Genomic DNA, 14,315 nt, shown 5'->3' with positions numbered 1-14,315 from the left:
GACATGGACCGGGCCTGCTCATTCGGCATCGAAGAAGAGTACCTGCTGGTGGACCTTACCAGCAGACGTGTGCTGGCAAAGCCTTCGCAGGCGGTGACCAAGCGGTGCCGGCAGGTGTTGGGCAGGTACTACGCCGAAGAGATGTTCTGCAGCCAGATCGAAGTCGCCTCACCGGTATTCGGCAGCCTGTTCGAAGCCCGTAATTTCCTCAACGACACCCGTCAGCAGTTGAACGAGAGCCTGAGCGAGGAGGGCGTTGGCCTGTATTGCGCCGGCAGCCATCCCACGGCCGCGTGGCGGCGGCAAAAAGCCAGGACCACGGTCCACTACCGGCAATTGTTCGACGACTACCAGCACGTCGCACGGCGCAGCCTGCTCAACGGGCTGCACGTGCACATCGGCGTGCCACCCGGCTGCGACCGCATGCAGTTGATCAACCGGCTGCTGTACTGGCTGCCATTGCTGCTCGCACTCAGCACATCCTCGCCGCTGTGGTCAGGGCAGATGACGGGTTACAGCAGCTATCGCCGCGTGATCTGCGGGGAATGGCCGCACATGGGCTTGCCGGAGCCGCTGCCCGACTGGTCGGCGTACCTGCGCTACCGTGCGCTGCTGCAGCGGACCGGGGCATTGGCCGAGGAAGGCGACTTCTGGTGGGCGATACGGCCCTCGCGGCGCTTTCCAACCGTGGAGCTGCGCATCTGCGACGCGTGCCCCGCACTGGAGGACGCGGTGTGCGTGGCCGGTGTGTTCCGCCACCTGGTGGAGCACTGCCTGCTGGCGCAGCACGTGGCAGCGCCACTCAACCGCGAACTGCGCTGGGTTACCCAGGAAAATTACTGGCGCGCCCTGCGGTACGGCCGCAGCGCCCAGTTCATCGGGATACATGACCAGCAGCCGGTCACGGCCCTGGCCTGGCTGGCCCAGTTGCAGGCGATGTACCCTGTCGAGACGATCGACGCTGAGCGTTCGTTCCAGCATGCCCAAGGCATTTTGCGTGAAGGCACCAGCGCCGATCACCAGCTCACCTGCCTGCACCAGGCCACCGAACACGGCGCCAGCGCTGCCCAGGCACTGCACGCCGTCGTCGACCTGGTTCTGGCCCAAGGGCGTGCAGCCCCAGGTCCGGCAGGGCCGCTTGCAATTAGACAGGGTTCACCGACAATGGCTGCGCCTTCCGCAAGCCATTAGGACCCGCCCGCTCCATGATGCTGACCAAGCAATTTCCCGATATTTCTCTGGCTGACACCCTCTTTGTCTTCGCCCTCGAAGCCGAGGCCGGCAGCCTGTTTGACGAGATGAATACCGTGTTCACTGGGATCGGCAAGGTCAATGCTGCCATTGCGCTGACCCGGGCTATCCACCAGCGACGACCGAAACTGATCGTCAACCTCGGCTCGGCCGGCGGCCAGGGCCGTAACAAGGGCGAGGTGGTCTGTTGTACGCGGTTCGTGCAGCGTGACATGGACGTGACCCCTCTGGGCTTTGCCCGCTACGAGACGCCGTTTGCGGATATTCCGGTACTGCTTGAGCACGGCCATGCGATGCCTGGGTTGCCGCTGGGCACGTGCGGCAGCGGCGACAGCTTCGAAATCAACCACGGCGACGCGCCCTACGACATCGTCGACATGGAGGCTTATGTATTGGCGTTGATCGCCCGCAGCGAAGGTATCCCCTTTGTTTGCCTCAAGTACATCTCCGATGACGCCGGCAGCGACGCGGCTGGCGACTGGTCGGTGCAGGTTCACCTCGCCGCCGAAGCGTTCAAGCGCGTGTTGTTCACCTGCACAGGTTGAATATTCTGCCACCGGAGCAGGTGGGCTAAACCTTCTGCAGGCTGGGGAGTCATTTCCATTAAGCGCCTGACCTTTTTCAGGCCAAGGAGGTGGCTGATGAGCTTCGTCTGCCTGCTGCGTGGCTGCCACTGGCGTGCCATGGCCAACCCGGACGTGGCCGGGCTGCACTGTCAACTGTGCGAACGCTGTGGCGCGTTGCGGTACAGCGAACCCGTTCACCCCCAGCACCCTTAGGAGGGCCACATGGCCAGGGCAATCTGGAAAGGCGCGATCAGTTTCGGCCTGGTGCATATCCCGGTCTCGCTCAATACGGCGGTGCGCACCGAGCGGGTCGATTTCGACTGGCTCGACAAGCGCAGCATGGAGCCTGTGGGCTACAAACGGATCAACAAGGTGACCGGCAAGGAAATCGACAAAGAGAACATCGTCAAAGGGGTGGAGTACGAGAAAGGCCGTTATGTGGTGATCAGCGAAGAAGAAATCCGCAAAGCTCGGCCCGAAGCGACCCAGACCATCGACATCTTCTCGTTCGTGGCGGCCAGTGAAATCCCGCTGCAGCAGTTCGATACCCCGTACTACCTGAGCCCTGACCGCCGTGGCGGCAAAGTGTATGCGCTGCTGCGCGACACCTTGGAGAGTACCGGCAAGGTCGCGCTGGCCACAGTGGTCCTGCATACCCGCCAACACCTGGCGCTGCTGCGTCCGCTGGAGGATGCGCTGGTCATGATTACCTTGCGCTGGCCTGAGGAAGTGCGCGGGCTGGACACCTTGGAACTGGACAAGAGCGTCACTGACACCAAGGTCGACAAGCGTGAACTGGACATGGCCAAGCGGCTGGTGGAGGACATGAGCGGGTCGTGGGCACCGGAGGAATACCACGACGCGTTTCGCCAGACCATCATGGACCTGGTCGAGGAAAAGGCCAGCAAAGGCAAGATCAGCGTGGTGGAAAAAGGCGAGGGCGGCGAAACCGAGAAAGGTGCCGACATCATCGACCTTACCGAGCTGCTCAAACGCAGCCTCGGGGGCAAAGGGGGCAAGAAACCCACGGATGACAAGAAGCCGGCCAAGCGCACGCGCAAAGCGTCGTGAAGCCCGGCCACTGCGTCGTGCGTGGCCAGGCGTCGCTCGCCTAAGTCGAGGTCACCTTGGCGAGGCTACAGGAGCTCAGCCTGCAGGCTCGCCAGGTAGTCACCAAAACCTTCCCGCGCCCGGCTGTTGCGACGGCTACTGGTGGCCACGCTGTGCCGGGCGGTCCAGACGATCTGTGCACCACTGGCCTCCAGGTCTTTCACCAGTTGCACATCCTCATGCGCCACCAGGGGCTGAAAGCCCCCCACACGCTCATACGCACGGGCACACACGCCAAGATTGGCACCGTGGATATGCCTGTGCCCCTCGCACGCCTGGTACCTGCTGCGGTAGAGCTTTCGCAGTGCGGCTCGCTGCCAGGGCTGCCAGCATCCGATATGCACGGTGCCGCACACCACCTCGGCCGTGCAGGCCAGTTGCGACAGCAGCCAGTGCGCAGGCACCTGGCTGTCGGCATCCGTGCAGGCCAGCCAGCGAGCGCCACGCTCAAGCATCTGCGCTGCGCCGAGCCGGCGCGCCATACCGACGCTGCCTGCCTCCACCGCCAGCGTCCGCACGCCATGGCGAGCGGCCACTGCGGCGCTGCCATCGCTGCAGCGGTCCAGCACCACCAGCACTTCGACTTGATGGCCGGCCTGTTCAGCCATGGCGACGGCGGCGCGCATGGCCACCAGGCAACGCCCCAGGCGGCGCGCCTCGTTGTGCGCCGGAATCACGACGGCAATCATAGGCAGGTCTCATCCAGGTCGACCACGCTGGGCTGACACGACCAGTACTCCATGACGAAATCGGCTTCCTCATGGTGGAACACAGGGAACAGCGACAGGTGCTTGGCCAACATCCGGTGCACCTCGCGGCCGTCTTGCGGGCAGCCTGCAATCGGATGTTTCCAATGGCAAGCCAGCAAGCCGCCGTCATAGGTCAGACTGGCCACCGATTGTTCGATCACCTGCAGCCAGTCGGTGGGATCCAGGTAATAGCCCAGTTCACTGAGCACGATCAGGTCGAAACGACCGCCCGGCCAGTCGCCAGGCAACCGGGCCAGGTCAACCGAGGCGTGCGGGGCGCCCGCCAGGCGATCCCGGGCCAACCCCACGGCGGTGGGGTCAAGGTCCTGGCACAGCAACTCTGCACAGCGCTCGGCCAGCAGCGCGCTGAGCTCGCCGTTGGCACAGGCGGGTTCGAACACGCGCTGGTAACACTGGCGCGGCAGGCAGGCCATCAGCAGGTCGCGCTTGCGCTTCTCGTACCAGCGGGTGCGAAACGCCCAGGGGTCTTCGTTACAGGCATACAGATCAGCGAAATATTGCGCATCGAGGCTCATGACCACTCCGTTCTACATGAACACCAGTTCGAAAGGTTGCAGCAGACACTCCAGCAGGTGCGCGGGCAGCACCGGTGCGCGCCCCTGGTCTGGCTCCAGCTGGCTGACGTGGGCCGCCAGGGCCTTGCGCTTGCGCGCGACCAGTGACTCGTCGAGCTGGATGCGGTGTGCGCGAGGCCAGGGCAGGCGAGGGTCGTCCGGCTGCGCCCAGTGCCAGGCCCAGACCGGGACTTCCAGCAGCGCAGCCTTGCGTGCCAGGGCCGCCTGAGCGGCGGCGCGGCCCACCGCCTCATGGTCGCAATGGCCATCGTTGCGCCAGGTCGCCATCAGCAGGTCATCAGGTTGCAGTAACTGGCTCAGGTGGTTGACCAGAAACGCTTCTTCTCGCGGCAAGCTGCCATCCCTGAGGTTGAGCCGGCGCCAGTCCAACCGGTTCAGCTCCAAGCCCAGGTGCTGCAACGCCTGGCGGCTTTCCAGCGGCCGCTGATGACGCAGGTTGTGCTCGGTCCAGCGTTCAGAGCCAGGGTGGCTGCCCTCACCATCGGTGGCGGAGATCAGCACCAGGTCCTGCTCGCGCCCGGCGAACCCTGCCAGCAGCCCGCCCGCCATGAGAATTTCATCATCAGGATGGGGGGCGATGAGCACCAGACGACGCCCTGGAGGGCACAGTTGTTGCGGGTTTACCCACGTGGCTCGGGCCAGATGGGCCGAATGCTGCCAGTCTGACCATGGCGTGCCGCTGGCGGCCTGAATCAGGTTTTCGCTCATAGCTGCCAGGCTCCTGCGGGGAGGTGGGCCAACTGTTGACCCAGGGCAGCCAAGTCGCGCTCGGCATGGCTTTGGCGCACGTACACCGGTAAGTCGGCACTGAGCCGAGCAAAGTGGCCGCTGCGGCAAAAAGGTGTAGCGCCCAGTGCCCGTGCGACATGGCTGGTCACGTGTTCGACCGCGTGCTCGACCTGGGCGCGGGTACGGCGTACCACAAAGCTGGCATCCGCACGGGGGTCGCGGTCAATCCAGGCGGCACATTCACGCAGGGCCGCACGGGCGCCGAACAAGGCAGCATCGACCGCACCCAGGTGGGCGTCGGCGTGAGGGTCGGGGCGGGGGTTGCGGCAATGCTCGCGCAGGTAGTCGGCCAGCGCTTGGGCTGCACCGTACCAGCAGGCCGCGATACCGGCGCCGCCATGCCAGAAGCCGGGCCGCCGCAGGTACTGGCCCGGCTGGCCGATGGCGATGCCGGGGGTGTCGTTGAATTCCACCTCCACGCTGCAGGTGGTCGCCATGCCCACGGCCTGCCACTGCTCGATCGCCAGGCCTTGGCTAGGCTCAGACAGTTCAATGGCGACCAGCTGTGGCTGGTCATCGTCGGCCCAGGCGGTAATCAACGCCCGGTCGATCTGCAACGCGCCGGAGCACCAGGCCTTGCGCCCGCTCAGGCGAACCTGATCGCCCTCACGTGCGACGATGCGTGCACGCGCATCCGGCGGCTCCGCCGCCCACACGCCCCAGACCCCATCCAGCGCCTGGTGCGCCGCACCGCATTCGGCGAGGATGGCCAGCGCGTCGGTGTGACCCTCGTAGAGTTTGGCCAGTGCCAGATCGCAGCCGGCCACCCGTGCCAAGGTCTGCCAACGCCGCAGCGTGTTGCCTTGCCCGGGTAGTGGCAACAGGTCCAGATGGTCAGCCTGCAGTGCCTGTAGCAGCTGCGGCAGTTGAGTATCAAGGTTCAAGGGCTGCGGTCGCTCGCTGAAGGTGCGCAACAGCCGGTCTAGGTTGGTCAGGTCGAAATCCTGGATGATGCTCATCGAGTCGGCTCCATGGCGATGTGCGGTAATGCGACCCCGTGTTCCATCAGGCCAGCCCCAGTTGCTTGCGCATGCGCGCGGTGATCGACTGGCGGACCTTGCCCAGGTCCGCCCAGGGGTCGTCCAGATCGGCCAGGCGTTCATGCAGGTTGCCGATGTGCCACTGGTCTGCACCTTTGAGCTGGGCCAATTCCTCGCGCCAGATCGGCACCGACACCGGGAGGCCTTCACGGGCGCGCAATGAATAGGCGCAGGCGGTCGTCGCGCCTTTGCCATTGCGCAGGTAGTCGATGAAGATGCGCCCGACCCGATTCTTGGGCCCGGACACGGCGCTGAGCCGGTCGGGGAACAGCTTGGCCAGGTAATCGACGATGGCGTGGCTGAAGTCCTTCACCTCGTCCCAACCTGCACGACGGGTCAACGGCACCACAAGGTGCATCCCCTTGCCACCACTGGTTTTCAGGAACACCTGCAGGCCCAGCTCGTCGAGCAGGGTCAAGGTCAGCTGGGTGGCTTCGATCATGGCCTTCCAGGGGAGGGCGGGGTCGGGGTCCAGGTCGAGCACGAAACGGTCGGGCTTTTCGAAGTCCTTGTCGGTTGCGTTCCAGGTGTGCAGCTCGAGCATGTTCATCTGCACCGCGCCGAGCAGGGTGTCAGGGCGGTTGATGACCATCGCCGCTTGGCCGGCTTGGGCCTTGTCGTAGCTGAGCACATTGGGGATATGGAGCTGGCCGGCGTTCTTCTGGAAGAACAGTTCGCCGCCCAGGCCGTCCGGGGCGCGCACCAGCGCCACGGGGCGATCCTTCAGGTGCGGTAGGAGCCACTGGCTGACGGCGGCGTAGTAGTGCGCAATCTGGCGTTTGTTCACCCCGGTGGTGGCGTCAATGACGCGGTCCGGGTGGGTCAGGCGCAGGTCGCCCAGTGTTTCGGGCGCCTTGGCCTGCTTGTGCTTGGGCACGGTCTTGGCGGGCATGGCACGCTCCAGGTCGATGGCGCTGGCGGGCTTGTCGTCGCGCAGGCCATGGAACACCGAATGGCGCACCACGCCGTCGCGGGTCATCTGTGCGTAGGCCACTTCGGCCAGCAACTGCGGTTTGAGCCAGTGCACACCCCGGGCTTCGGCGCCGGTGGGCGGCCGTGGCAAGGCGGGCTTGGCAATTTCCAGTGGTTTGAGCCGGGCGTGGATGCTGGCCAAGGTGGTGGCGCTGAACCCGGTACCGACCTTGCCGGCATAACGCAGCTCGCCACTGTCGTTGTCATGCAGCGCGAGCAACAGGGCGCCGAAGCCGCTGCGGCTGCCTTTGGGGTCGGTAAAGCCGACAATGACGAACTCTTGGCGCTGCTTGCACTTGAGCTTGACCCAATCAGCGCTGCGCCGCCCGATATAAGGGCTGTCGGCGCGCTTGCCGATCAGGCCTTCGAGTTCCAGCCTGCAGGCGCTGTCGAGCAGCGAATCGACCGGCTCATCGAAGTCGGCAGAAAACTTAAGCACGTCCGATTCGGCGTGTTCGAGCAGTTGGCTCAAGGCCTTGCGCCGATCCTGCAACGGTACCTGGCGCAAATCCTCGCCACCGAGAAATGGCAGGTCGAACAGGTAGTAGGTGATACGCCCGTCCTGCTCGGTATCGAACGCGTTCTGCAAGGCTTGGAAGTCCGCTACGCCGTGTTCGTTAACGACCACCATTTCACCATCGAGCCACGCCGCATCGATGCCCAGTGCACGCAAAGCGGCTACCTGCCTGGGCATCTTGGCGCTCCAGTCATGGCCGTTACGGGTGAACAGGCGAACATCGTCGCCCTCGACGCGGGCGAGAATGCGATAACCGTCGAACTTGACCTCGTAACGCCAGTCGCCGCTGGGTGGCGAGTCGACCAAGGTTGCCAGTTGAGGGTGCAGTTGCTCTGGCAAGGGTATGTTCTTCGCGCGTTTGCGGCGGGGCTTACCGGTTGCCTTGGCGGCCTTTACCGCGCCGCGTGGCAGTAACGTGCGGTCGCTGATCACGCTATCGGGTTGCGCCTCGACGATGCTGTACTCCGCTTCGCTGCGGGCCTGGGCATCGTGGGACTTGACCAGCATCCATTGCTCCTTTTTGCCGGCCAGGTGTGTGCGGAACAGGTTCCACACCCCGCTGAGTTTCTCGCCCTGCAGGCGAAAGCGCAGTTTGCCCTTGGCATAACCCTGGCGTGCATCACCCTCGGGCTCCCAAACCCCTTTGTCCCAGACGATGACATCGCCGGCACCGTAGTGGCCCTCTGGGATGTGGCCTTCGAAGTCGGCGTAGTCGAGCGGGTGATCCTCCACATGCACGGCCAGGCGCCGCACTTTCGGGTCCAGCGAGGGGCCTTTGGGGATCGCCCAGCTTTTCAGCGTGCCATCGAGCTCCAGGCGGAAGTCATAGTGCAGGTGGCTGGCATCATGTTTCTGGATACAGAACTGCAGGGCGTGGGCGCGCTTGGCCCGGCCAGTCTTGCCGCTGGGCTCGGGCGTGGCATTGAAGTCGCGTTTGCGCGCGTATTCCTGCAGGGCTTTAGCCATGGCCGGCTCCAGCTGTTGACGGTCTCTCATTTGGGAGGCGGCGCGGCTGACGCTAGTTCAAAAAATCGTGTTCGCCAGACGGGAAAAAACTCTGAATCTTCCGCTGCTTGGCGTAGTCGACCAGAAGTAACCCGCTGATGGAGAGCCGAGATGACCCGACCCGATGACCCCAAGCCCTATACACCCCGCGAAATCGACGACACCGAAGACCGCATGGGCAGCGTCCATGAGCTGGACTTCAGCGATCGCAAGGACGAGCGCGAGGGGCGCATAGGCGATGAACGCCCGCCGGCGGAAGTGGCAAAGGAGTTTCCGCCACAGCGCGTCGTCGAAAGCGGCATGACCGGGGGCGAGGCCCTGACCGATAGCCTGCACGAGGACAATGTCACCGACGACGACCTGAGCCCCGACACCCTGCTGGATGAGACCGGCGCGCGCGATCGGTACGAGCCAGGCGATGGAACTGGCCCCGCCGACCAGCAATTGAGCGAGGTGGATGCGGGCGACATTGGTGGCGGGATTGGCCTGGACGAAGCCGAACTGGCCCGCTCCGACCCCCTGGACGGTGAGCCTTGGGCCGATGATGCAGTGGAAGACGAACCGAGGAAATGACCATGACCGAACAACGCTGTGGCTGCACCCATTGTTCCTGCACAGTGGATCACAATGCCGTGATGCACAACGGCAAGGCGTATTGCTGCGAGGCCTGTGCATCAGGCCACCGCAACGGTGAGCCCTGCCGCATGGGCGATTGCAAGTGTGGCGAGGCGGCGCAGCCTGGGGAAAGCAGCGTCGACAACGCACTGGAAGAGACCTTCCCGGCCAGCGACCCGATTTCGCCCTGAACGGTGCGGCCAAGCACTGAACCCAAAGGGCCGCTGTGCGGCCCTTTGCTTGGTCACGCCTGCTTGCGCAACGCTTCGACCAATTGGGCCTTGCGCATAGTGGAGCGCCCAGCAATGTGCTGCTGGCGAGCCCGCTCCAGCAACTGGGCCTTGCTCATGTCTTCCAGTTGCTCGCCAGGCCGGGGCACGCCCTTGCGGGTTGCCGCAGCACGGCGACCGGATGACGCCCGGGCTTTTTCCTTGCTGGCGGCACTGGTTTTCTGCCCCGAACCACCTTTGCGCTCCCCGCCGCCGGACTGCTTGTTGACCGTCGCCCAGGCACGGGCCTGGGCTTCGTCCTTGGACACGCCCTTGGCCTCATAGCCCTCCTCGATGTGTTCAGCCTTGCGCTTCTGTTTTTCGGTGTACTTGGTTTTGTCTCCACGTGGCATGGCGGTACTCCTGCGTTGGGTCAGTGGGTCTGCCAGATGCCGTCGCTGCGCTCGCAGTCGGCACGGGCCTGGCCGAGGCTCGGGGCGTCGTAGTAATAGGTAATTACCCGCGCATCCTTGGCCAGCGCAGGTTTGGTTGACGGCTCGTCGCGCCCAGCGGCCTTGGGGTTGGCCAAGCTTTCCTGGGTCAGCGGGGCAATACAGCTGCCCACGCTGCCATCGGCGCAGCGTGCGACCTTGTGCTTTTTGGTGCTGAGCATGTCCTTGCTTTCGTTGCTGCAGGACCAGTCGATGGCCTCGGCGGGCATGTTGCTGTAGCTGTAGCAGGTGTGTTGCTCGACTGGTTTCACTGCTTCGCTGGACGACCGGGTTTGCACATCGCAGGCCTCGGCCATTGCCTGGCCACTGGCAACGGCGCCCAGGAGCGCTAGTATCAGGGAGCGTCGCATGGTGCACCTCCTGGGCCAGGGGCCCGTTATCGAGCTAAGCCGGCTTGCTGCGCTGGCGCATCGCCTTGGCACGCTTTTCAAGCACCAGGTAAGTGACAAGCGCCAGCAGCAGCGGGATGAGATAGTACAGGCTGCGGTAGCCAAGCAATGCCGCCACCAGGGTGCCTTGACCGATCTGGCCATGCAGCAGGGCCAGGAACACGGCTTCGAGTACGCCCAGCCCCGCGGGGATATGGGCCACAACGCCGGCGACGCAACTGATCAGGAAAATGCCCAGAATCGAGGGGTAAAATGCCTCACCAGGCAACAGCCAGAAGATCAACAACGCCATCAGCGCCCAGTTGCTTGCGCCCAGCGCAATCTGGCACAGGGCCAGGCGCAGCGAGGGCAGGGTGATTTCATGCGCCCTCCAGCGCCAGGTGCGTTTTTTGGCAAAACCACAGGCAAGGACGTATCCGACGGCAATCGCCAGCAGCAATACGCCGATCAACTGCAAGCCTGCGGCGCCGACCGCCCAGTCGCTTGGCAACTCGACCAACCGTAGCGCAAACACCGTACCGGCCAGCAGCATGTAGCCCGTCCAGTTGGTCAGCAAGCCCAAGGTAAGAATACGGGTGATGGTGGCGGTATCCAGGCCCAGGCGGCCGTACAAGCGATAGCGCAGCGCGACCCCGCCTACCCAGGTGGTGAAGTTGAGGTTGAATGCATAGCACACGAACGCTACCGGGAGGACCTGCCGCGCGGGCAAGGTATGACCGGTGTAGGCACGCGCCAGCAGGTCGTAGCTGGCAAATACCAGGTAGCTGCACAGCGCCAATGCCAGGCCGATCAACAGCGTGCCGGGCTTATAGGCCAGCAGCGAGTGGCGCACTTCATTCCAGTCCAGGTTGCGCGCCAGCAGGTACAGCAAGACCGGGATCAGCACCAGAAAGACCCCGGTGAACAGGCGTTTGCCCCAGGTTTGCCAACGCGCCTGTTCCATCAGGCTTTTCCCTCGCGAAAATCACCGTGGGCCTGCACTTCAGGCTGCACCGAGTGCAGCCGCTGGCGGTGTGCCGGGAACCAGCCGGCGATTCTGGGGAAATGGCGGATGACGTGGAAGCATACGAAGATCAGCGGCGCTCGCCACCAGTAACCCCGGACCATGCGCTCCAGGGTGACGACCTTGCACTGTTCGCCAGCCAGTGACTCGAGGTGCTGGTGCAGTTGCTGGTTGAAGGCTCGATCACGAATGAACAGGTTGGCCTCCAGGTTGAACGACAGGCTCAACGGGTCAAGGTTGCTGGAACCCACCGTCGCCCATTGGTCATCGACCAGCGCCACCTTGCCATGCAGCGGGCGGCTGCAGTACTCGTGGATGCGTACGCCGTCGCGCAGCAGGTAGTTGTACAGCAGCCGCGACAGCGCCCTGACCCAGCGCAGGTCGGGCTGCCCCTGCAGGATCAGGGTAACCTGTACACCGCGCCGGGCGGCGTTGCGTAGCTCACGCAGCAGCCGATAACCGGGGAAGAAGTAGGCGTTGGCCACCACGATGCGCTGACGTGCCGCACGGAATGCCTCCAGGTAGCGGGCTTCAATGTCCGTAGTACGCCGGTGGTTGTCCCGCTCGACCAGCACCGCGCTGGCGGTGCCGGTTGGCTGCGTCAGCGGGCGCACTTCGCTGGGCGGCTCCAGCACCGGTTTCATCAGGCGCCGACTGGCCGCATGCACTTGAGCCACCACCGGCCCGGTCACCTCGACGGCGTAATCCTGCTTCGCCATGGGCCCGAAGTCGCCCAGGTGATCGGCGCTGTAGTTGATGCCGCCGATAAAGGCGCGCTGGCCATCGATCACCACGATCTTGCGGTGCAAGCGGCGGAACAGGTTGGTGCGCATGCCCACCACCCTGGGTTGTGGGTCGAAAGCATGGAAACTCACACCCGCATCGGTCATGGCCGAAATGAAGGCATTGGGCAGGTCGGCGGTGCCATAACCATCCACCGCCACTTCGACCCGCACCCCGCGGCTGGCGGCGTCGATCAGCACCTGTTGCAGTTGCTGGCCCACCTTGTCATCGAAAATGATGAAGGTTTCCAGGAGGATTTCTTCACGCGCCTGCGCCATGGCCTGGAACACCCGTGGGTAAAAATCTTCGCCATTGATCAACAGCTCCACGCTGTTGCCTTGCACCCATGGTCTGTTCACAAGGAAATCTCCGCTGCCAGGGGGGCATGGTCGGACAGGTGCGACCACGGGTAACTCGACAACACCTGGGCCTTCTCGGGTACGGCATTGCGCAGGTAGATGCGGTCCAGGCGGAGCAGGGGTAGGCGCGCCGGGAAACTGCGCGCCAGTGCACCGCAACGCTTGCCAAAGGCTTCTACCAAGTGCCTGGACAGCACGGCGTCAGCTTTCAGGCGCCAGTCGTTGAAGTCGCCGGCAACAATCACCGGCGCGGTGGGCGGCAGGCTGTCGAGCAGCTCCAACAGCAGACGCACCTGGTTTTGCCGGTGCGCCTCGCGCAGCCCCAGGTGCACGCAGATGGCGTGTACCTGCTCATGGCCCGGCACGTCCAACCGGCAATGCAACAGGCCGCGTTGCTCATTGCCGTGAATTGACACATCGCGGTTGTCGTAATGGCTGATCGGGAACTTGGACAGCAGGGCATTGCCGTGGTCGCCATGGGGGTACACCGCATTGCGCCCGTACGCGAACTGCGGCCACATGCTATCGGCCAGGAACTCGTATTGCGGGGTATCCGGCCAGGCCGGGTGGCGGACCGCGTGGTGCTGATGGCTGCCATGCACCTCCTGTAGAAACACCAGGTCGGCTCCGGTGGTCCGCACCGCTTCACGCAGCTCCGGCAAAATGAAGCGCCGGTTGAATACGTTAAACCCCTTGTGCACGTTGATGGTCAGCACCGTGAGCCGATGCACGGTGGTGACCCTGTCGATGATGCAATTGGGCGCGGGCAGTGTCCTGTTCACAGTTGCACCTGCGGCTCGACGCCAGGCTCAGTGACCAGGTCGTAATCGAGCTTCATTTTTTCCAGCAGGCGGCGGGCATCGTAGGGCGCATGGACCTTCTGGTCGTTGTCGAAATAGCAGTACACATCCCGCGAGGCCCGTCGCGGCGGCGGCCCGGGAATGACCAGCGCCGCATCGTCGGCCTGGCTGCCTTCGCTCCAGCACTGGATGCGCTGCTTCCAGCGGCGCAAGGCACGCGCCGTGTAACCACTGCTGTAAAGCTCCACGTCACCGTGCAGGCGCATGTAGACAAAATCGGCAGTGACGTCTTCGACATACGGCCATTTGCCGGCGCTGTCGGCCACCACCAGGGCGATATGGTGCTGGCGCAAGAGTTTGATGAAGGCATCACACAGAAAACTATCGTTGCGGATTTCCACGGCATGGCGCAAAGGAGCGTTGCCTTCTATGCCCGTTCCGCCATTGCCTTTGAGCCGTTCTGCACAGGCCTTGGCGCAGTGTCGGGCCGCCTGTCGATCACGCGGCAGCAGTTGCAGAAAATGCGCAAAGCGCGCTTCGTCGAACTTCATGTTCGGCGGAAACTGCCAAAGGAACGGCCCGAGTTTTTCACCCAGCAGCAAAGGCCCGGACGCAAAGAAATTGGCCAACGGCTCCTCGATGTCCTTGAGCCGGCGCACATGGGTGATGTAGCGCGGGCCTTTCACCGAAAACAGGAAACCCTCCGGCGTCTGGGCGTGCCAGGCACGGTAGCGGTCGGGCGTCTGCAGGCTATAGAACGAGCCATTGATCTCAATGCTGTTGACTGCCCGCGAGGCGAAGGCCAGCTCGCTGTCCTGGGGTAGGCCCTTGGGGTAGAAGTCCTTGCGCCAGGGGCCGTAGCGCCATCCGGATATGCCGATGCGGATCTCGCTCACATTGCCTCCTTTTCTGATTCAGCAAAGCTTGTGATGTGCGACTGGCGAATGCTCGCGCAGGTTCAGCATGAGTGACCAGCGGCGTGGCCAGCGCTGGCAAAATGAACTTTGCAGCGACCGGCGATTCCACCGCATAGCGGACAAACAGCAGAGG

Annotated in this window: 17 protein-coding genes; 6 read left to right on the top strand and 11 right to left on the bottom strand. The window is 63.9% G+C overall.

The features are described from left to right. Positions 1 to 3 precede the first annotated feature (3 nt). The 4 genes from APH34_RS19555 (at position 4) to APH34_RS19545 (ending at position 2,888) form a co-directional block, all read left to right on the top strand. Positions 4 to 1,191, top strand: a complete 1,188-nt coding sequence (locus APH34_RS19555; RefSeq protein WP_082422842.1) for a carboxylate-amine ligase — start codon at positions 4 to 6, stop codon at positions 1,189 to 1,191. A 14-nt stretch (positions 1,192 to 1,205) separates the two neighbouring features. Next, complete coding sequence (locus tag APH34_RS19550) at positions 1,206 to 1,796, top strand: nucleosidase (RefSeq protein ID WP_054902540.1); 591 nt, start codon at positions 1,206 to 1,208, stop codon at positions 1,794 to 1,796. A 96-nt stretch (positions 1,797 to 1,892) separates the two neighbouring features. Beyond that, positions 1,893 to 2,030 (top strand): PSPA7_2676 family Cys-rich small protein, encoded by a 138-nt coding sequence (locus APH34_RS29590; protein ID WP_177337040.1) that lies wholly within the window; start codon positions 1,893 to 1,895, stop codon positions 2,028 to 2,030. A gap of 9 nt (positions 2,031 to 2,039) precedes the next feature. After that, complete coding sequence (locus APH34_RS19545; RefSeq protein ID WP_054902539.1) at positions 2,040 to 2,888, top strand: Ku protein; 849 nt, start codon at positions 2,040 to 2,042, stop codon at positions 2,886 to 2,888. 65 nt (positions 2,889 to 2,953) lie between these two features. Here APH34_RS19545 and APH34_RS19540 read toward each other — a convergent pair whose 3' ends face one another. Genes APH34_RS19540 through ligD form a run of 5 tightly spaced genes read right to left on the bottom strand, consistent with a single transcriptional unit; the run spans position 2,954 to position 8,556 of the window. Beyond that, the gene (locus tag APH34_RS19540) at positions 2,954 to 3,616 is read right to left on the bottom strand and encodes a glycosyltransferase family 2 protein (RefSeq protein WP_054902538.1); all 663 of its coding nucleotides are present in this window, start codon (positions 3,614 to 3,616) and stop codon (positions 2,954 to 2,956) included. Next, positions 3,613 to 4,212 (bottom strand): bifunctional 2-polyprenyl-6-hydroxyphenol methylase/3-demethylubiquinol 3-O-methyltransferase UbiG, encoded by a 600-nt coding sequence (locus tag APH34_RS19535; protein WP_054902537.1) that lies wholly within the window; start codon positions 4,210 to 4,212, stop codon positions 3,613 to 3,615. The genes APH34_RS19540 and APH34_RS19535 overlap by 4 nt, the downstream gene beginning before the upstream one ends. Before the next feature lie 12 nt (positions 4,213 to 4,224). Next, on the bottom strand, positions 4,225 to 4,980 hold the full coding sequence (locus APH34_RS19530) for a PIG-L deacetylase family protein (RefSeq protein WP_054902536.1): 756 nt from the start codon (positions 4,978 to 4,980) through the stop codon (positions 4,225 to 4,227). Continuing rightward, complete coding sequence (locus APH34_RS19525; RefSeq protein ID WP_054902535.1) at positions 4,977 to 6,020, bottom strand: acyl-CoA dehydrogenase family protein; 1,044 nt, start codon at positions 6,018 to 6,020, stop codon at positions 4,977 to 4,979. The genes APH34_RS19530 and APH34_RS19525 overlap by 4 nt, the downstream gene beginning before the upstream one ends. Positions 6,021 to 6,066: 46 nt before the next feature. Continuing rightward, positions 6,067 to 8,556, bottom strand: coding sequence for a DNA ligase D (gene ligD / locus APH34_RS19520; protein ID WP_054902534.1), 2,490 nt, complete (start codon positions 8,554 to 8,556; stop codon positions 6,067 to 6,069). A gap of 150 nt (positions 8,557 to 8,706) precedes the next feature. On the opposite strand from ligD, the gene APH34_RS19515 reads away from it, so the two are divergent. Further along, the gene (locus APH34_RS19515) at positions 8,707 to 9,168 is read left to right on the top strand and encodes a hypothetical protein (protein WP_054902533.1); all 462 of its coding nucleotides are present in this window, start codon (positions 8,707 to 8,709) and stop codon (positions 9,166 to 9,168) included. 2 nt (positions 9,169 to 9,170) lie between these two features. Continuing rightward, a complete protein-coding gene (locus APH34_RS19510) occupies positions 9,171 to 9,401 on the top strand; it encodes a metallothionein (RefSeq protein WP_054902532.1) in 231 nt (76 codons plus the stop codon). Between the two features lie 53 nt (positions 9,402 to 9,454). Here the strand turns inward: APH34_RS19510 and APH34_RS19505 are convergent, their stop codons facing one another. The 6 genes from APH34_RS19505 to APH34_RS19480 are packed head-to-tail and all read right to left on the bottom strand — an operon-like array spanning position 9,455 to position 14,161. After that, a complete protein-coding gene (locus APH34_RS19505) occupies positions 9,455 to 9,832 on the bottom strand; it encodes a Rho termination factor N-terminal domain-containing protein (RefSeq protein WP_054902531.1) in 378 nt (125 codons plus the stop codon). A gap of 20 nt (positions 9,833 to 9,852) precedes the next feature. Further along, on the bottom strand, positions 9,853 to 10,281 hold the full coding sequence (locus tag APH34_RS19500) for a hypothetical protein (protein ID WP_054902530.1): 429 nt from the start codon (positions 10,279 to 10,281) through the stop codon (positions 9,853 to 9,855). Positions 10,282 to 10,315: 34 nt separating this feature from the next. Then, positions 10,316 to 11,263, bottom strand: coding sequence for a lysylphosphatidylglycerol synthase domain-containing protein (locus APH34_RS19495; RefSeq protein WP_054902529.1), 948 nt, complete (start codon positions 11,261 to 11,263; stop codon positions 10,316 to 10,318). Further along, positions 11,263 to 12,465 (bottom strand): cardiolipin synthase ClsB, encoded by a 1,203-nt coding sequence (clsB, locus tag APH34_RS19490; protein ID WP_054902528.1) that lies wholly within the window; start codon positions 12,463 to 12,465, stop codon positions 11,263 to 11,265. Before clsB ends, APH34_RS19495 begins: the two co-directional genes overlap by 1 nt. Continuing rightward, positions 12,462 to 13,247, bottom strand: a complete 786-nt coding sequence (locus APH34_RS19485) for an endonuclease/exonuclease/phosphatase family protein (protein ID WP_054902527.1) — start codon at positions 13,245 to 13,247, stop codon at positions 12,462 to 12,464. Before APH34_RS19485 ends, clsB begins: the two co-directional genes overlap by 4 nt. Further along, positions 13,244 to 14,161, bottom strand: a complete 918-nt coding sequence (locus APH34_RS19480; RefSeq protein WP_054902526.1) for a DUF72 domain-containing protein — start codon at positions 14,159 to 14,161, stop codon at positions 13,244 to 13,246. The genes APH34_RS19485 and APH34_RS19480 overlap by 4 nt, the downstream gene beginning before the upstream one ends. Positions 14,162 to 14,315 lie beyond the last annotated feature (154 nt).

The organism is Pseudomonas sp. NBRC 111131, from assembly GCF_001320525.1.
Classification (GTDB): Bacteria; Pseudomonadota; Gammaproteobacteria; order Pseudomonadales; family Pseudomonadaceae; genus Aquipseudomonas; species Aquipseudomonas ceruminis.
The sequence above is the reverse complement of the archived record's forward strand: the minus strand, read 5'-3'. Positions and strand labels throughout refer to the sequence as shown.